Annotated in this window: 19 protein-coding genes and 1 tRNA gene; 13 read left to right on the top strand and 7 right to left on the bottom strand. The window is 57.4% G+C overall.

All coding sequences use genetic code 11. The features are described 5' to 3' along the window. Positions 1–82 precede the first annotated feature (82 nt). Positions 83–2,740 carry an alanine--tRNA ligase gene (alaS, locus tag WNY39_RS01685; protein WP_342843533.1) on the top strand — a complete coding sequence of 886 codons (2,658 nt, stop codon included), beginning with the start codon at positions 83–85 and terminating at the stop codon, positions 2,738–2,740. A 4-nt stretch (positions 2,741–2,744) separates the two neighbouring features. Continuing rightward, positions 2,745–3,032: a DUF1330 domain-containing protein gene (locus WNY39_RS01680; protein ID WP_342843531.1), complete on the top strand. Its 288-nt coding sequence runs from the start codon at positions 2,745–2,747 to the stop codon at positions 3,030–3,032. A 191-nt stretch (positions 3,033–3,223) separates the two neighbouring features. Here WNY39_RS01680 and typA read toward each other — a convergent pair whose 3' ends face one another. From typA to WNY39_RS01645, 7 genes are all read right to left on the bottom strand, one after another. Next, entirely contained in the window at positions 3,224–5,044 is a 1,821-nt protein-coding gene (gene typA, locus WNY39_RS01675) for a translational GTPase TypA (protein ID WP_342843529.1), read from the bottom strand. A 128-nt stretch (positions 5,045–5,172) separates the two neighbouring features. Further along, positions 5,173–5,502 (bottom strand): SMR family transporter, encoded by a 330-nt coding sequence (locus WNY39_RS01670; protein ID WP_341234518.1) that lies wholly within the window; start codon positions 5,500–5,502, stop codon positions 5,173–5,175. Between the two features lie 136 nt (positions 5,503–5,638). Next, positions 5,639–6,247 carry a YitT family protein gene (locus WNY39_RS01665; RefSeq protein WP_341234517.1) on the bottom strand — a complete coding sequence of 203 codons (609 nt, stop codon included), beginning with the start codon at positions 6,245–6,247 and terminating at the stop codon, positions 5,639–5,641. A 137-nt stretch (positions 6,248–6,384) separates the two neighbouring features. Beyond that, positions 6,385–7,599: an NADP-dependent isocitrate dehydrogenase gene (locus WNY39_RS01660; protein WP_342843526.1), complete on the bottom strand. Its 1,215-nt coding sequence runs from the start codon at positions 7,597–7,599 to the stop codon at positions 6,385–6,387. Positions 7,600–7,690: 91 nt separating this feature from the next. Beyond that, a complete protein-coding gene (locus tag WNY39_RS01655) occupies positions 7,691–8,272 on the bottom strand; it encodes an HD domain-containing protein (RefSeq protein WP_342843524.1) in 582 nt (193 codons plus the stop codon). Then, positions 8,269–8,508, bottom strand: a complete 240-nt coding sequence (locus WNY39_RS01650) for a hypothetical protein (protein ID WP_342843522.1) — start codon at positions 8,506–8,508, stop codon at positions 8,269–8,271. The genes WNY39_RS01655 and WNY39_RS01650 overlap by 4 nt, the downstream gene beginning before the upstream one ends. Then, on the bottom strand, positions 8,508–9,161 hold the full coding sequence (locus WNY39_RS01645; RefSeq protein ID WP_341234513.1) for an alpha/beta hydrolase: 654 nt from the start codon (positions 9,159–9,161) through the stop codon (positions 8,508–8,510). Before WNY39_RS01645 ends, WNY39_RS01650 begins: the two co-directional genes overlap by 1 nt. A gap of 177 nt (positions 9,162–9,338) precedes the next feature. Here WNY39_RS01645 and WNY39_RS01640 point away from each other — a divergent pair, with 177 nt between their 5' ends. From WNY39_RS01640 to WNY39_RS01590, 11 genes are all read left to right on the top strand, one after another. After that, entirely contained in the window at positions 9,339–9,800 is a 462-nt protein-coding gene (locus WNY39_RS01640) for an Rrf2 family transcriptional regulator (protein WP_341234512.1), read from the top strand. Between the two features lie 96 nt (positions 9,801–9,896). Next, positions 9,897–10,964: an aminotransferase class V-fold PLP-dependent enzyme gene (locus WNY39_RS01635; RefSeq protein WP_342843521.1), complete on the top strand. Its 1,068-nt coding sequence runs from the start codon at positions 9,897–9,899 to the stop codon at positions 10,962–10,964. A 19-nt stretch (positions 10,965–10,983) separates the two neighbouring features. After that, the gene (gene sufB, locus WNY39_RS01630; RefSeq protein ID WP_342843520.1) at positions 10,984–12,504 is read left to right on the top strand and encodes a Fe-S cluster assembly protein SufB; all 1,521 of its coding nucleotides are present in this window, start codon (positions 10,984–10,986) and stop codon (positions 12,502–12,504) included. A 5-nt stretch (positions 12,505–12,509) separates the two neighbouring features. Next, a complete protein-coding gene (locus WNY39_RS01625; protein ID WP_342843519.1) occupies positions 12,510–12,701 on the top strand; it encodes a hypothetical protein in 192 nt (63 codons plus the stop codon). After that, positions 12,691–13,578, top strand: coding sequence for a polysaccharide pyruvyl transferase family protein (locus WNY39_RS01620; protein WP_342843518.1), 888 nt, complete (start codon positions 12,691–12,693; stop codon positions 13,576–13,578). The genes WNY39_RS01625 and WNY39_RS01620 overlap by 11 nt, the downstream gene beginning before the upstream one ends. Before the next feature lie 91 nt (positions 13,579–13,669). Continuing rightward, entirely contained in the window at positions 13,670–14,425 is a 756-nt protein-coding gene (gene sufC, locus WNY39_RS01615; protein WP_342843516.1) for a Fe-S cluster assembly ATPase SufC, read from the top strand. Continuing rightward, a complete protein-coding gene (locus WNY39_RS01610; protein WP_342843514.1) occupies positions 14,425–15,708 on the top strand; it encodes a SufD family Fe-S cluster assembly protein in 1,284 nt (427 codons plus the stop codon). The genes sufC and WNY39_RS01610 overlap by 1 nt, the downstream gene beginning before the upstream one ends. Further along, positions 15,708–16,193, top strand: coding sequence for a YIP1 family protein (locus tag WNY39_RS01605; RefSeq protein ID WP_342843512.1), 486 nt, complete (start codon positions 15,708–15,710; stop codon positions 16,191–16,193). Before WNY39_RS01610 ends, WNY39_RS01605 begins: the two co-directional genes overlap by 1 nt. After that, complete coding sequence (locus WNY39_RS01600; protein ID WP_342843510.1) at positions 16,190–16,768, top strand: Yip1 family protein; 579 nt, start codon at positions 16,190–16,192, stop codon at positions 16,766–16,768. Before WNY39_RS01605 ends, WNY39_RS01600 begins: the two co-directional genes overlap by 4 nt. Positions 16,769–16,781: 13 nt before the next feature. Beyond that, positions 16,782–18,002 (top strand): cysteine desulfurase, encoded by a 1,221-nt coding sequence (locus tag WNY39_RS01595; protein WP_342843509.1) that lies wholly within the window; start codon positions 16,782–16,784, stop codon positions 18,000–18,002. A gap of 88 nt (positions 18,003–18,090) precedes the next feature. Beyond that, positions 18,091–18,167 (top strand) — tRNA-Arg (locus WNY39_RS01590). Position 18,168 lies beyond the last annotated feature (1 nt).

Below are 18,168 nucleotides of genomic sequence, written 5' to 3'. Positions count from 1 at the left end.
TCGTTTGGCGGAACGGTGGACAGTGCCCCGCCGCAAGGCTATTTGAGGGCAACACTTTTTTGCCCCTCGAAAGGCCCCGCATATGAAGACGCTAAACGATATCCGATCCACCTTTCTGGGTTACTTTGAAAAGAACGGGCACTCCGTTCAGCCCTCCAGCCCGCTGGTGCCGCGCAACGACCCCACATTGATGTTTGCCAACTCGGGCATGGTGCAGTTCAAAAACCTGTTCACCGGCGTCGAAACCCGCGATTACAAACGCGCGACCACGGCGCAGAAATGCGTACGGGCCGGCGGCAAACATAACGATCTGGACAATGTCGGCTATACGGCGCGTCACCATACGTTCTTTGAAATGTTGGGAAATTTCAGCTTTGGCGATTATTTCAAGGCCGAGGCGATTGCATTTTCATGGGAGCTGATCACCAAGGAATTGGGGATCGATCCCAAGCGGCTGTATGTCACCGTTTACCATACCGATGACGAGGCTGCGGACATCTGGAAAAAGGTCGCAGGCCTGCCCGATGACCGCATCATTCGCATCGCAACCGATGACAACTTTTGGATGATGGGGCCGACCGGTCCTTGCGGTCCGTGCTCCGAGATTTTCTATGACCACGGCGATCACATCTGGGGCGGCCCTCCCGGTTCTCCTGAAGAAGACGGCGACCGGTTTGTTGAGATCTGGAACCTCGTTTTCATGCAATACGAGCAGTTCGAGGATGGCACCCGCAAGCCGTTGCCGAACCAGTCGATTGATACGGGCATGGGAATTGAACGTGTCGCGGCCTTGTTGCAGGGTACCAATGACAACTATGCCACGGACCTGATGCGCAACCTGATTGTTGCCAGTGCCAACGCGTCGAACACCGACCCCGACGGGCCGGGCAAAACCCACCACCGCGTGATCGCCGATCACCTCCGGTCGACCTCGTTCTTGATCGCCGATGGTGTGATGCCTGCAAATGACGGGCGCGGTTATGTCTTGCGCCGGATCATGCGTCGGGCCATGCGCCACGCGCATTTGCTGGGTATCCAAGACCCGCTGATGCATCGTTTGGTGCCAGAACTGGTCCGCCAAATGGGCGGGGCCTATCCTGAATTGGGTCAGGCGCAGTCGCTGATCACCGAGACGCTCTTGCTTGAAGAAACCCGTTTCAAGAAAACCCTGGACCGTGGCCTCAAGCTGTTGGACGACGAATTGCGCGATCTGCCTGCCGGTGAAAACCTGTCGGGTGCGGCGGCGTTCAAGCTTTATGACACCTATGGTTTCCCCGTCGACCTGACCCAGGACGCCCTGCGCGAAAAAGACCGCGGCGTTGATCTGGACGGCTTTAACGAAGCGATGGACAAGCAAAAAGCACAGGCCCGCGCGGCGTGGTCCGGCTCTGGCGAGGCGGCAGATGCGACCGTTTGGTTCGACGTGGCCGAGGCCGGCGGCACCACCGACTTCTTGGGCTACGACACAGAGACCGCCGAAGGTCAGATCGTGGCATTGGTCCAAGACGGGGCCCAAGTTCAGACGGCTAAGGCCGGCGATAAGGTGCAGATTGCCCTGAACCAAACCCCGTTTTATGCCGAAAGCGGCGGGCAGGTGGGCGACACCGGGATCATCAAGACCGATAGCGGCAGCGTCTCGGTCACCGATACGCGCAAAACGGCTGGCGTCTTCATCCATTTCGGCGACGTGGTCGAGGGGACAGTGACCCCGGGTCAGGCCGCCGTGCTGGATGTGGATCACGCCCGCCGCACGGCCATTCGCGCCAACCACTCCGCCACCCATCTGCTGCACGAGGCCCTGCGCAACGCGCTTGGCGATAAGGTTGCGCAGCGCGGGTCGTTGAATGCGGCGGATCGTTTGCGCTTTGACTACAGCCACAATCACGCGATGACGCCGGATGAAATTTCGCAAGTTGAACAGGAAGTGAACGCCTATATCCGCCAGAATGCCCCTGTTGATACCCGGATCATGACGCCGGATGATGCCCGCGCTTTGGGCGCACAGGCGCTGTTTAGCGAAAAATACGGTGACGAGGTCCGCGTCGTGTCGATGGGCCGCGAGGCCGGGTCGGGCAAGGGCGCGGACAAAGAAACCTATTCGCTCGAACTTTGTGGCGGTACCCATGTGCGCCAGACCGGCGACATCGGCGCGTTTGTGATCCTTGGCGATAGCTCCAGCAGTTCTGGCATCCGCCGGATCGAAGCCTTGACCGGTGACGAGGCGCTGAGCTGGTTGCGCGCTCAGGAAAGCACCTTGTCCCGCGTGGCCGCCGAACTGAAAACCTCAACCGCCGATGTGCCCGACCGCGTGCGTGCCTTGATGGATGAACGCAAACAGCTGGCCAATGAGGTCGCGCAATTGCGCCGCGAACTCGCCATGTCCGGTGGCGGGTCCACCGCTCCCGAGGCGCGCGATATCGGCGGGATCAAATTCATCTCGCAGGTGCTGTCTGGTGTGACGGGCAAAGACCTGCCGGCGCTGGTGGATGAATATAAGTCCAAGCTGGGCAGCGGCGTCGTGCTGCTAATCGCCGATGCCGATGGCAAAGCCGCTGTTGCCGCCGGTGTTACCTCTGATCTGACTGCCAACACATCTGCCGTTGATATCGTCAAGGCCGTGGTCGCCGAACTGGGCGGCAAGGGCGGCGGTGGCCGTCCGGATATGGCGCAAGGCGGCGCAAAAGACGTTGCAAATGCTGACGCAGCCATCGCGGCTGCCGAAGCCATCTTGAAAGGATAACCCCATGCCAGCTCTCTGGATCGCCCATGTTACCGTCACCGACGAAGACGCTTACGGCCAATACGCCAAACTCGCGGGCCCTGCGATAGCAGACCACGGTGGCAAGTTTCTGGCCCGTGGCGGGCGCTTTGTGCAGCTTGAAGGCAAAGAACGCCCGCGCAATGTCGTCGCCCGCTTCCCCTCGCTAGAAGAAGCCGTCGCCTGCTACAATTCGCCTGCCTATCAAGAGGCGCTAAGCCACGCCAAAGACGCGTCTGAGCGTGAATTGATGGTTGTCGAGATCGAAGACTGATCTGAGGCCCCACCAGTCCCAAAATTCACCATAGGCCCGCCTCGGCGGGCCTTTTGGCGTTTCAAGCACCTGCGCACGACCGCATATCGCCGTCACAAGGCACAACAAAAAAAGAGGGCCGCAAAGCCCCCTTTTCCAAATGGTCTAAAATCCCGGGGGTCCGGGGGCTGGCCCCCGGTCCGGCATTTAAATCATGCAGACTTCGACATCCGCTTGCGCTCATGCGGGTCAAGATAGCGCTTGCGCAGACGCACGGCGTTCGGCGTCACTTCCACCAGCTCGTCATCATCAATATAGGCAATCGCCTGTTCCAGCGTCAGCGTGACTGGCGTGGTCAAACGCACAGCTTCATCCGTACCGGATGCACGCACGTTGGTCAGCTGCTTGCCCTTCAACGGGTTCACTTCCAGATCATTCTCGCGGCTGTGTTCACCAATGATCATACCTTGATAAACGGCTTCCTGAGCACCGATAAAGAATTTACCACGGTCTTCCAGCTTCCACAGCGCGTAAGATACCGACGTGCCATTCTCCATGGAGATCAGAACACCAGCGCGACGGCCGGGAATGGCACCTTTGTGCGGAGCCCAGTCGTGGAATACGCGGTTCAAAACGCCTGTACCGCGGGTGTCGGTCAGGAATTCACCGTGATAGCCGATCAGGCCACGCGATGGCACCAACGCGATGATGCGGGTTTTACCGGCACCGGCGGGCTTCATCTCGGACAGTTCACCCTTGCGGGGACCTGTCAGTTTTTCGATCACGGCACCGGAATATTCATCATCCACGTCGATGGTGACTTCTTCGATGGGCTCAAGACGCTCGCCGTTCTCGCCTTCGCGGAACAGAACCTGAGGGCGCGATACCGACAGTTCAAACCCTTCACGGCGCATGTTTTCGATCAAAACACCCATTTGAAGTTCGCCACGACCGGCGACCTCGAATGCTTCACCACCGGGGGTGTCGGTGACTTTGATCGCGACGTTGGATTCGGCTTCTTTCATCAACCGGTCACGGATGACGCGGGATTGAACTTTCTTACCGTCACGACCCGCAAGCGGGCTGTCGTTGATGCCGAATGTGATCGTAATTGTGGGCGGATCGATCGGCTGCGCGGGCAGGGCGGTGTCGACGGAGGTCGCCACGATGGAATCGGCCACGGTCGCCTTGGTCATGCCTGCGATCGATACGATGTCACCGGCTTCGGCAACCTCAATTGGTTGCTGCATCAGACCACGGAACGCCATGATTTTGGTCACGCGGAAGTTTTCGATCAGCTTGCCGTCACGCGACAGCGCCTTGACCTGCTCGCCTGTTTTCAACTGGCCGGTTTCAACGCGGCCTGTCAGCATACGGCCGATGAACGCGTCAGCGCCCAAAGTGGTGGCCAGCATGGTGAACGGCTTGTCGATGTCTTTCAGCTGCTTGGGGGCAGGGACGTGCTTGACGATCAGGTCGAACAGGGCCGTCAGATCTTTGCGCGGGCCGTCCAGTTCCATATCGGCCCAGCCGTTGCGGCCCGACGCGTACATGTGTGGAAAGTCGAGCTGTTCGTCATTCGCACCAAGGCTGGCGAAAAGGTCGAAACATTCGTCCAGTGCGCGGTCGGGTTCCGCATCGCCTTTGTCGACCTTGTTCAGGACAACGATTGGGTTCAGGCCCAGTGCCAGTGCTTTGGACGTCACGAATTTTGTTTGTGGCATCGGGCCTTCGGCCGCGTCAACCAGCAAGACAACACCGTCAACCATCGACAGGATACGTTCAACTTCGCCACCGAAATCAGCGTGGCCTGGGGTGTCAACGATGTTGATCCGCAGGCCTTTCCACTCAACCGATGTCGGTTTGGCGAAAATTGTGATGCCGCGCTCGCGCTCCAGATCGTTGCTGTCCATGGCGCGTTCAGTGGTCGCCTGGTTTTCACGGTAGGTGCCGGATTGTTTCAAAAGTTCGTCTACCAGCGTCGTTTTGCCGTGGTCAACGTGAGCGATAATTGCGATGTTGCGCATGTCCATTGGGGTATGCCTTTGATAGGAAAGAGGGCCGCGCGCACTGTTGCACCGCAGCATTTGCGCCGCGCATACCGTGGTGCGCGCCAGAAAGCCAGCCCTAATACCAATCCAAACGGTCGGTTCGGCGGGATTTAGTGCGTTGTGGTGTTCGAAAACAGGTGGATTACCAAAATACCCGCGACGATCATGAGCAATCCGATCACGGCGGGGAAATCCAGTTTTTGACCGAAGATAACGTAGCCGATCCCCGCGATGCACACGATCCCAAGGCCGGACCAGATCGCATAGACAATGCCCACCGGCATCACCTTGAGCGCGAGCGCCATGAAGTAGAACGAGATCAGATAAAATATCACCACCCCGACCGACGGCCACAGCCGCGTGAACTGTTGCGAAGCCTGAAGCGCCGTGGTGCCCATTGTCTCGGATACAATCGCGATCAACAACCAAAGGTAATGCATTGTGTTCAAATCCTTTTAGCTTACGGGGTGCCGGGCGGCGTTCGGAAATTGCCGAAGGTTCGCGGGGTCTTGTCCCTAGTCCTGAAGAATTTTAACGAGAATGACCAGCCCTTTGGTCGCGCAATTTTAGGTGGATCTAGGCCGCGATATAGCGGTCCCTGCGGTGGTTGAATGTGATGATCAGGTTCAGCACCACAGCCCCCAGCAGCGAATAGATCACGACCGAAGCGGGGAACAGGAACAGGGCCACGGCAAAGATCACAGCATCGGTGATCAGCTGCACCCAGCCCGCCTTGAAACCGGTGGTGTCCTGTACCAGCAGCGCGATGACGCCCAGCCCGCCCAAGGACCCGTTGTGCCGGAACATCGCCAGCAGGCCGAGGCCTACCAATGATCCGAAAATCACCGCGCCCAAGGCAGGATCAAGTCTTTCTATCGTAAAGCCCAAGGGCAGCAATGTCGTCACCACGGATAAAAGCGTGACCGAGATCAGGGATTTGATGGTGAATTCCAGCCCAAGCCGTTTGTAGGCGATAAAGTAGAACGGCAGGTTTATGGCGAAAAACACCAAACCAAAGGAATAGCCGCTGAGATAGGCGATGATCACAGCCAAACCGGCGGTCTGTCCGGTGATCAACCCGACCGAGGTCAGAACATGCATGCCCAGCCCGCATAGAAACACCCCAAGGCTAAGGCCTTGGATATCGTCGGTCAGATTATGGTCGGGGCTTAGCGGCTTTTTCATCCTTTTGAGATAGGACAGGTATGTTGACCTGTCTAGGGGCGCGCGCGCAGTTTATGCCGCGTTGCAGCGATACGTCGCGTAAATCTGCTGAACTGCACAAAAAAAGGGCCACACCGACTGGCGTGGCCCTTACTGGATCAGCCTTTGAGGGCGTTGTTCAGGTTCTCGTCTACCTTTTCAAGGAAGCCCATTGTGGTCAGCCAGCCCTGATCGGGCCCGACCAACAACGCGAGATCCTTGGTCATAAAGCCTGATTCCACCGTATCAACGACCGTTTTTTCCAGCGTCTCGGCAAAACGAGTCAGCGCCTCGTTGCCATCCAGCTTGCCGCGGTGCTTGAGCCCGCCTGTCCACGCATAGATCGACGCGACGGAGTTGGTCGATGTCTCCTCGCCCTTTTGGTGCTGGCGATAGTGCCGTGTGACGGTGCCATGGGCGGCCTCTGCCTCGACCGTGTTGCCATCGGGGGTCATCAGAACGGATGTCATCAACCCAAGCGAGCCGAACCCTTGGGCCACGGTGTCAGACTGCACATCCCCATCATAGTTCTTACAAGCCCAGACATAGCCGCCGTTCCATTTCATCGCACAGGCCACCATGTCGTCGATCAAACGATGTTCATAAGTGATGCCAGCCGCTTTGAATTTGTCAGCGAATTCAGTCTCGTAGATATGCTGGAACAGCTCAAGAAAACGACCGTCATACTGCTTGAGAATGGTGTTTTTGGTGCTCAGATACACCGGCCAGCCCAGGTTCAGGCCATAGTTCATCGACGCGCGGGCGAAATCGATGATGGATTTATCAAGGTTGTACATCGCCATTACGACGCCCGAATCCGGTGCGTCAAAGACTTCACGCTCGATCTCGGTGCCGTCTTCACCGACGAACTTCAACGTCAGCTTGCCCTTGCCGGGGAATTTGAAATCGGTGGCTTTGTACTGGTCGCCAAAGGCGTGACGGCCCACGACAATCGGCTTGGTCCAGCCGGGCACAAGGCGGGGTACGTTTTTGCAGATGATCGGCTGGCGGAAAATCACACCGCCCAGAATGTTGCGGATCGTCCCGTTGGGGGAGCGCCACATCTCTTTCAGGCCGAATTCTTCGACGCGCGCCTCGTCCGGGGTGATGGTCGCGCATTTAACGCCGACGCCATATTCCTTGATCGCATGGGCGGCATCGATGGTGATCTGGTCGTTGGTCTCGTCGCGGACCTCCATCCCCAGATCGTAATATTTAAGATCGATGTCGAGATAGGGCAGGATCAGCTTTTTCTTGATGAAATCCCAGATGATGCGGGTCATTTCATCGCCGTCGAGTTCGACAATCGGGTTGTCCACCTTGATCTTGGTCATGGGTGTTCGGTTCCTTTGGGGTTGGCTATCGATGGCTGGTCTATCAACATTGGTGTGTGCAGCATCAGGGTAAAAGTAAAGTAAATCAGATTTATGTATGTGCGGCAAACCATGCAGAAACGCGGGTCCGGACAAAGCGCCAGAGCCCCGGCGCGCCTGCTTTGATCTTGGTGCCGACTTTTTCGATGAACTGGTCCTCGGTCACATTGTATTCAATCCAGCTGCCGCCACCAGCGGCTAGGTTTTGAATGGGGGGCTGAAAGCGGTCAAGGGATTTGGCAAACTGCGCGGTTGGGGTTTGGTTGGCTTCAAATTCTTCCCAAGTTGCGCGCAGATCGGTGCCCAAGTCATTGGGAAGAAGGCCGAATATACGATCCGCCGCTGCTTGCTCCTGCACTTCCATATTAGAGATGTCGTGGGAGCCAAAGATCGGATTATCGCCCGCGTCGATCTCAACAAGATCATGCAGGATCAGCATTTTGATCACGCGGGTGATGTCCACGTTAGGCCCGGCCTGATCGGCCAGCACCAAGGCGTAGAGCGTCAAATGCCAGCTGTGTTCGGCGGAATTTTCAGACCGCGACGCATCACAGAGCAATGTTCCGCGCATGACCGACTTGAGTTTGTCCGCCTCGTTTAGAAAGGCGATTTGCTGCTCAAGTCGTTCTGTCATGGTCGGGGGGTCCTTGCTTGGTGGGCGGCCAGTGTCTTTTGCAGAAAGGCGCGGCCCTGTTCTGTCGCCATGTGAGTGCGAATGGCTGTCAAAAACGCCTCTTCCATGGTTTGGGAGGACGCCCCGAGAACGGAAGCGACCTCCATAAACAGGCGCTCGTTTCCGGTCTCGTGCTGAACGGACAGACATTCTTCGGCCAGTTGATTGGCCATGTCTGTGACGTTCTGCTCTGCCATTATCGTGTTGTCTCGGTCAGGCGGCGTTTGACGTAATCTGTCGTCGACGTGATCAGCGTATCCATATGCGGCTCTTCAAAGAAGTGGCCGGCACCCTCGATCTCTTGGTGGGTGATGGTGATGCCTTTTTGCTCGTGCAGCTTATTGACCAGATTAACCGTGTCCGCAGGCGGTGCGACGCGGTCAGCCGTGCCATTGATCACCAAACCCGAAGCCGGGCAGGGCGCGAGGAAGCTGAAGTCATACATATTGGCAGGCGGTGCGACGGAGATAAAACCGGTGATCTCGGGGCGGCGCATCAAAAGCTGCATGCCGATCCAAGCGCCGAACGAGAAACCCGCAACCCAGCAATGCTTGGAGTTGTTGTTCATCGATTGCAGGTAATCCAGCGCAGACGCGGCATCGGACAATTCGCCGATCCCCTGATCATATTCGCCCTGGCTGCGGCCAACGCCGCGGAAATTGAACCGAAGAACGGTAAAGCCCATGTTATAAAATGCGTAGTGCAGATTATACACGACCTTGTGGTTCATGTTGCCGCCAAACTGTGGGTGCGGGTGCAATAGAATGGCAATCGGCGCGTCGCGCTCTTTTTGTGGGTGGTAGCGGCCTTCGAGGCGGCCTTCGGGTCCGGGAAAAATAACCTCGGGCATGGGCATCCCTGCTTTGGGTCCTAAAGGTGCAGCGGTATAGTTGACGAATTCGCTAAGCTACCTTAGAACGGTTCTAACTTGTTTGATCCCAGCGTTTCTGGGTGTCAGGCATTGCACTTAGGCATTTCAGGCGTCGCCGTCAATCAAACAGGCGATTTTGACAAAGGGATCATTGCGATGAAGCTGTCAACCAAAGGACGGTATGCCATGGTGGCACTGACCGATATAGCGTTGCAACCCGGTGGGGCATTGGTGTCCTTGGGCGATATCGCCGAACGGCAGTCGATCTCTTTGCCCTATCTTGAGCAGCTTTTCGTCAAGCTGCGCCGGGCCGGGCTGGTGTCATCTGTGCGGGGTCCGGGGGGCGGGTATCGCCTTGGCCGGCCGGCATCTGACATTCGGGTGGCCGATATTCTGGTGGCTGTCGATGAAAAGGTCGACGCCATGCATGTGGGCGCGGGCGCGTCGGGCGGATCGTCGGGCAGTCGCGCGCAATCGCTGACCAACCGTTTGTGGGAGGGGCTAAGCGCGCAGGTCTATGTTTTCTTGCACCAAACGCGTTTGTCCGACGTGGTGGCCAACGAGCTGGCCCCATGCCCCGCGGTGCCGAACCTGTTTGCCGTCGTGGACGAGGAATGAAATTAAAGGCCGCGCTAGCGCGATTCCTTTTTTGATAGAAGATGAGGGACGCTGTCCCTCAAACTCCCTGGGATTTAGGACCATTTGGAAGCTGCTGTGAGAGTGTATCTGGATCATAACGCGACCACGCCTCTGCGGGCCGAAGCGCGGGCTGCGATGATTGCTGCGATGGATGTCGTTGGTAACCCGTCCAGTGTGCATTCCGAGGGCCGCGCGGCCAAGATGCTGGTGGAACGCGCCCGCGCGCAGGTGGCGCAATTGGTTGGGTGTAAAACCACGCAGGTGATTTTTACCAGCAGTGCGACCGAGGCGGCAGCTTTGGCTGTGGCCCAGAAGGGGCGGCATGGCGGTGTTTTCGGCGGGCTGGCGACGGAGCATGATTGTTTGGGCGTCTGGAGCGAGGTTGGCATTGATTTGGCGTCTGGCGATTTTGCGGGGGCCGGTTTGGTCGCGATTTCAGCGGCAAATAGCGAGACGGGGATCTTGGGGGATGCGGGCCGGGTGATTGGCAGCACGGCGCAATATTCTACCCTGTGTGACATCACGCAGTTGGCGGGCAAAATGCCTGTGCGCTATCAGGTCGAGACGCCATCCTATGCGATTTTATCGGCCCATAAGATGGGCGGGCCAAAGGGCGTTGGTGCCTTGATCAACTTTACCGCCAATGACCCCGAGCCGATTTTGCGGGGCGGCGGTCAGGAAATGAACCGCCGGTCAGGGACGGAAAATATCATCGGGATCGCGGGATTCGGGGCGGCGGCAGAGGCGGCGGGCCGGGATGTTGATGCTGGACGTTGGGAAGCGGTGGCGGCGCTTAGAAATAATCTGGAGCAGGCTATTGCGGCCGCGTCGGAGCAGACTATTTTTGTAGGCAAGGACCTGCCGCGCTTGCCGAACACCACCTGCATGTTGACCCCCGGTTGGAAGGGCGAAACGCAGGTGATGCAGATGGATTTGGCGGGGTTTGCAGTTTCGGCAGGATCAGCCTGTTCGAGCGGTAAGGTAAAAGCCAGCAAGGTCTTGCAAGCCATGGGATATAATGACACCGACGCCGCAAGTGCGATCCGTGTGTCATTGGGCCTGGAGACAACACAAGAAGATGTGCAGCGCTTTGCAGAAGCCTGGGCAATGAAATTCGAGAAACATCAGATGCGGGCGGCGTGATGCCCGAAGCGAGAGGAATATGAGCTTGGACACGACAATTGTAAAAGAAGGCGTCGATCAAGAGACAGTTGATGCGGTACGCGAAGTTGGCGGTGCCTATAAGCACGGCTGGTCCACTGATATCGAGATGGATTATGCGCCTCTGGGCTTGAACACCGATATCGTCAAGCTGATCTCGGAGAAGAACGAAGAGCCCGAATGGATGACGCAGTGGCGTCTGGACGCCTACGCTGTCTGGCTGACCAAGAAGGAGCCTGACTGGGCGATGGTAGATTATCCCGAGATCGATTTCCAGAACCAGTATTACTATGCGCGGCCCAAATCGATGGCGGTCAAGCCGAAGTCGTTGGATGATGTCGACCCCAAGCTGCTGGCGACCTATAAAAAGCTGGGTATTCCGTTGAAAGAGCAAGCGCTTTTGGCGGGTGTAGAAGGGGCCGAAGAGCTGACAGATGCGCCGCGCAAAGTGGCTGTGGATGCGGTGTTTGATTCCGTTTCCGTTGGTACGACCTTTCAAAAAGAGCTTAAGGCCGCTGGCGTTATCTTTTGTTCGATTTCCGAGGCGATCCGCGATCACCCCGAGCTGGTGAAGAAATACCTTGGCTCGGTCGTGCCGGTTAATGACAACTTTTACGCTACGCTGAACTCGGCCGTGTTTTCCGACGGGTCGTTTGTGTACGTCCCACCGGGCGTCCGTTGCCCGATGGAACTGTCCACCTATTTCCGCATCAACGCGGAGAACACCGGCCAGTTTGAACGCACGCTGATCATCGCCGACAAGGGGTCCTATGTGTCCTACCTTGAGGGCTGTACCGCGCCGCAACGCGACGAGAGCCAGCTGCACGCCGCCGTGGTCGAGATCATCATCGAAGAAGACGCCGAAGTGAAATATTCGACCGTTCAAAACTGGTACCCCGGTGATGAAAACGGCAAGGGCGGTATCTATAACTTTGTGACCAAGCGCGCCGATTGCCGTGGTGATCGGGCCAAGGTGATGTGGACGCAGGTCGAAACCGGGTCTGCCGTGACGTGGAAATACCCGTCCTGCATTCTGCGTGGCGACGATAGCCAGGGTGAGTTCTATTCCATTGCTATCGCGAACAACATGCAGCAGGCCGATACCGGCACCAAGATGATCCACCTGGGCAAGCGTACCAAGTCGCGCATTGTGTCCAAGGGGATTTCTGCCGGTAAAGCGCAGAACACCTATCGCGGGCTGGTGTCGATGCACCCCAAGGCCAAGGAATCGCGCAACTATACCCAATGTGACAGCTTGTTGATCGGGTCCGATTGCGGGGCACACACTGTGCCTTACATTGAGGTCAAGAATAACAGCAGCCGGGTCGAGCACGAGGCCACCACATCCAAGGTGGACGACGATCAGCTGTTCTATTGCCGTTCGCGCGGGATGGACGAGGAAGAGGCCGTGGCGCTGGTGGTAAACGGGTTCTGTAAGGACGTGTTGCAAGCCTTGCCGATGGAATTCGCGATGGAAGCCCAAGCGCTTGTGGCGATTTCCCTCGAAGGTTCGGTTGGATAAGCCAGATGATGCGTAAACTGACATGGGACGTGGCAATCGCCGCTGTGGTGTTCTGGGTGTTGATCACCTTTTTCAGAGCGGGTGGCATTTCGATCGAGGCGTTTAAATCGACGCTTCCTTCGGTGCTGATCTTTGCGATGATTTATGCCGCGATCCGTGTCGCTTTGGTGGTTTGGCGCAAGGGGAATGACGAATGATCCTGATAGCAACACAAACCATCGAAGGGCGCATGATGACGGTCTCAGGCATGGCGGTGCGGCCGGTCTGATGAACGCTGTGGTCGATACCAACCCCTTGTCCCTGCAGTGGTGGAAGGCGGTCCCGAATTTCGGGGACGCGATCAGCCCTGTGGTGGTGGCCCATGTGTCGGGCCGCAACGTGGTACATGCAGGTGTCCACAAGGCCGAGCTTTGGGGCATTGGGTCACTTTTGCAGGTGGTCAAGCGGGCCTATACTGCGCCAAAAGACCTACGTCCGGTGGTGTGGGGCACGGGGCTTTTGCATGCGGTGAATGGTACCGAGTTTACCAAAAATGTGGATATCGCGCTGCTGCGTGGCCCGATTACCGCCGCTTTGCTGAATATTGAAATGTCGCGCTTTGGCGATCCGGGGCTGGTGATCAGCGATGTTTGGCCACACGACCGCGCGTCCAACGGCAAGATCGGGATCGTGCCACATCATTCGTTGATGGATGATCCGGCGTTGGCCGCGTTGCTGGACAGCGATCCGAAATACCAACTGATCGACCCTCGGGGCGACGCCCAAGATGTCTGCGCTGCCATTGCGGCTTGCGATCATATCTTTGCGTCGTCTTTGCATGGGCTGATCGTGGCCGATGCTTATGGCGTGCCGAACACGTGGCTTGCCCCTCTGGGCCAGTCGCGCCTGAAATACCTGGATTATGCTGCCGCCGTCGGGCGCGCCATGCCGGCCCCCGTGATGATCAAGGATATTCCGATGATCGATCTGCCAAAACCGGGGGCCGCACTACCTTATCAAGCGGGCATTGATGCCTGCAAAGATGCCGTTTATGCAAGCTTTCCCAAGGCGTTACGCGCCGGAGGTGATGCATGAGCCACCCAAACAAAAGCGCCGCCATCGCGGACTTTTCATTCACCCTATTCACTGTCATTGCAGCGCAAAAGCGCAAGAAAAGGAGCCTCCCATGCTGAGCATCAAAGGCCTGAAGGTCAAACTCGAAGACGAAGACAAGCAAATCCTTAAAGGTGTCGATCTTGAGATCGAAGCCGGTAAGGTACACGCGATCATGGGCCCCAACGGCTCTGGTAAATCGACACTGTCCTATGTGCTGTCCGGCAAAGACGGCTACGAAGTGACAGGCGGTTCTGCCAGCCTTGAAGGTGTTGATTTGCTGGAGATGGACCCCGAAGAACGCGCCGCTGCCGGCCTGTTCTTGGCGTTCCAATACCCCGTTGAAATCCCTGGTGTGGGCAACATGACCTTTTTGCGCACCGCTGTGAATGCACAGCGCAAGGCCCGTGGCGAAGAAGAAATGTCTGCGGCCGAGTTCCTCAAAGTCGTGCGTGCCCGTGCGAAAGAGCTGAAGATCGACGCGGATATGCTGAAACGTCCGGTCAATGTCGGATTCTCGGGTGGCGAGAAAAAGCGCAATGAAATCCTGCAGATGGCCATGCTTGAGCCAAAGATGTGCATTCTGGATGAAACCGATTCCGGTCTGGATGTCGACGCGATGAAACTGGTGGCCGACGGCGTGAACGCGCTGCGCACCGAAGGGCGCGGTTTCTTGGTCATCACCCACTACCAACGTCTACTGGACCACATCAAACCGGATGTCGTACACATCATGGCAGATGGCCGTATCATCAAAACCGGTGGTCCTGAACTGGCGCTGGAAGTCGAAAACAACGGATATGCGGATATCCTTGCCGAGGTGGCGTAATGGCCGAAGCAGCTGTAAAACAAACCCCGACCGACGCGATGATTGCGACGCTCGACATGCCCCAAGGCGGGTGGTCGGACGCTGCACGTCGCGATGCGCTGGCGCGGGTGCAGGCCATGGGCTTGCCAGGGCGGCGCGACGAATACTGGAAATACACGCGGCCAGATACGCTTGTTCAGGCGCAGGCGGTTCCGGCCGCATTGCGCGACAGCGACGACACAGTGTTGTTTGGCGATGTGGACCGGCTGAAAGTCGTGTTCGTGGATGGTGTTTTTGACGCCGAAGCATCCGATGATCTGGCGCTCGAAGGGATCACGATCGAACGCCTTGCCGATGCGAACTCTGATCTGCATTGGGCGCGTGACCTCTATGGCGTGCTGGAAAACAACGGTCAGAACCCTGTACCGCGCCCCTTGGCCGCGCTGAACACGGCCTTTGCCGCCGATGGTGTGTTGATCCATGTGACGGGCAAACCGTCCAAGCCGGTTAACATCATCTATCGCCGCACATCGACCACAGCCGACGCGATGCTGCACCACTGCATCAAGCTGGACGCCGGGGCCGAGATGACCTTGCTGGAAAATGGCCCGGTCGCCGCGCGCTTTAACGGGGTGCTTGAGGTTGAAGTCGCTGACAAAGCCGCCTTCCACCACGTGCGCGCCCAAGGCCGCGATCATGAACAACGTGCCGCCACGCATATTTTTGCGCGTCTTGGCACGGAATCGACGTTCAAATCCTTTACCCTGACCGCCAATGGCGTGATGACCCGCAATGATTGCGTGATTGAACTGACCGGCGATGATGCGGCGGCCCATGTGGCGGGCGCTTGTGTCGGTGATGGCAGTGATTTCCACCACGATGACACGATCTTTATCACCCATGACGCTGTGAATTGCGAAAGCCGTCAGGTGTTCAAAAAGGTGCTGCGCAACGGGGCCACGGGCGTTTTCCAAGGCAAGATATTGGTCAAAGCCGGGGCGCAAAAGACCGATGGCTATCAGATCAGCCAGTCGTTGCTGTTGGATGAAGATAGCCAGTTCCTCGCCAAGCCCGAGCTTGAGATTTACGCCGATGATGTGGCCTGTTCGCACGGCTCGACCTCTGGCGCGATTGACGAGGATGCGTTGTTTTACCTGCGTTCGCGTGGGGTACCGCATAGTACGGCGACCGATCTGCTGACCTTGGCATTCTTGGCCGAAGCAGTGCTGGAAGTCGAAGACGAAGCCCTGCGTGAAGAGGTTACAGGTCGCCTTGCATCGTGGCTTGAGCGGCACGCGGCCTGATGACGGCAACGCGCGACATCGTTGTCAGTTATCGCAACCCGGTGGCCGTGATTTCGCGGCTGCTGGGGCAGGGCACCCGAGAAGATCGTAACCTGATCTATCTGATGGTGGCCTGCCTGATCTTTTTCGTCGCACAGACCCCACGTCTGGCCCGCGAGGCGTTCATTGATGGCACAGAGCTGAACATGTTGCTGGGGGCCGCGCTGATGGCGTGGCTCTTTATTGCGCCGCTTTTGCTATATGGCTTGGCGGCTGTGACCTATCTGGTGTTGAAGCTACTGCGTGGCAATCCAACCGGCTATTCCACCCGACTGGCGCTGTTTTGGGCGCTGTTGGCCTCCAGCCCGCTGGTCTTGCTACACGGTCTGACGGCGGGGTTCATCGGACCCGGCATTGAATTGCAGATCGTCGGCCTGATCTGGCTTTGCGTATTTTTGTGGTTTTGGATCAGTGGTTTGCGGGTCGCATATGGACAATCAAAATGAATCTATCTGATCTGCGCTTTTATCTGGCCGAACTGATCGTTCTATCGGTGCGCGATCCGCGCAAGGCGGCAGAACAAATTATGGGCTGGCACCTGAGCCGCGACATATTGTGGACGGGCCTCGCATTGGCGGCCGCGGTCAACACCTTGGTCTTTTCGCTGAGTGTTATGCTGCAACCCTCTGCAGCGATGCCGATGTTTTTCGCCAGCCCTCTGGCGATTTTTCTGTTGCTGGCAGGTGTCTTGGTCATCACCGTTCACGGGCTGTATTGGACCGGACGGGCCATTGGCGGCACGGGGGGATTAAGCGACGTTCTGTCGGTCATCCTGTTTTTGCAATTTCTTAGAATACTTGCGCAAATCATAATCTTCGTGGTGATGTTTGTGGCCCCAAGCCTGTCTTTCCTGTTGTCGGTGGTGACAGGCATTCTGGGGATCTGGATTTTGGCAAATTTCATCGCCGCCGCCCACAGGTTTGATAGTTTGGCCCGCGCAGTGGGAACCTTGCTGATCTCCATGGCCGTGATCGTGCTGGGGCTTAGCTTTCTTTTGTCCATAATCGGCATCTTCGCCTAAGGAGTAGCGCCAAATGTATGACGTCAACAAAATCCGCAGCGACTTTCCGATCCTGTCACGCACAGTGAATGACAAACCGTTGGTTTATCTGGACAACGGGGCCTCCGCGCAAAAGCCGCAGGTGGTGATTGACGCGATCAGCCATGCCTACAGCCATGAATATTCAAATGTTCACCGTGGCTTGCACTATCTTTCTAATCTGGCGACTGACAATTACGAATCCGTGCGCGGGACCATCGCCAAGTTTCTGAACGCGGCAGATGAAGACGAGATCGTGTTCAATTCGGGCACGACCGAAGGCATCAATCTGGTGGCATACGGCTGGGCCATGCCCAATTTCCAACCAGGTGATGAGATCATTCTAAGCGTGATGGAGCATCACGCGAATATCGTGCCATGGCATTTCCTGCGTGAACGTCAGGGTGTGGTGATCAAATGGGTCGATGTGGATGCTACAGGCGCGCTGGATCCGCAGGCCGTGTTGGACGCGATCACGCCCAAGACCCGGCTGATTGCAGTGACCCATGTGTCAAACGTGCTGGGCACGGTCGTGGATATCAAAGCGATCACCGCAGGTGCCCATGCTAAGGGCGTGCCGGTTCTGGTCGACGGGTCCCAAGCCGCTGTGCACATGCCGGTGGATGTGCAGGATCTTGGCTGTGATTTCTACGCGATCACCGGTCACAAGCTTTATGGCCCATCGGGGTCTGGCGCGATCTATATCAAGAAATCCCGCATGGCGCAGATGCGCCCGTTTCTGGGCGGCGGCGATATGATCCGCGAAGTCACCAAAGACAATGTGATTTACAACGACGCTCCGATGAAGTTCGAGGCGGGCACCCCCGGCATCGTCCAGACCATCGGCCTTGGCGTGGCGCTTGATTACATGATGGGCGTGGGGATGGAGAACATCGCCGCTCACGAGGCCAGCTTGCGCGACTATACGGTGAAACGTCTGGCAGGTTTGAATTGGGTTCAGGTGCAGGGCACAACGCCAGATAAAGCCGCGATTTTCAGCTTTACGCTGGACGGGGCAGGGCATGCCCACGATATATCGACCATTCTGGATAAAAAGGGCGTTGCCGTGCGCGCCGGCCAGCATTGCTGTGGCCCGCTGATGCAACATCTGGGCCAAACCGCCACCTGCCGCGCGTCCTTTGGCATGTATAACACCGAAGCCGAGGTTGACACGCTGATCGAGGCGCTTGAACTGGCACACGACCTGTTCGCGTGATGTCGTAAGGGTTTCAGGCCAACGGGTTTGAATTGGCTTAATTTTGTAATTGCAGGGGGCGGCGTGCCTAGCTATACCGCCCCTAGACGGACCCATAGCTCAGCTGGATAGAGCGCTGCCCTCCGAAGGCAGAGGTCGCTGGTTCGAATCCAGCTGGGTTCACCAT

Source organism: Sulfitobacter sp. AS59, assembly GCF_038899995.1.
Taxonomy (GTDB): Bacteria; Pseudomonadota; Alphaproteobacteria; order Rhodobacterales; family Rhodobacteraceae; genus Sulfitobacter.
The sequence above is the reverse complement of the archived record's forward strand: the minus strand, read 5'-3'. Positions and strand labels throughout refer to the sequence as shown.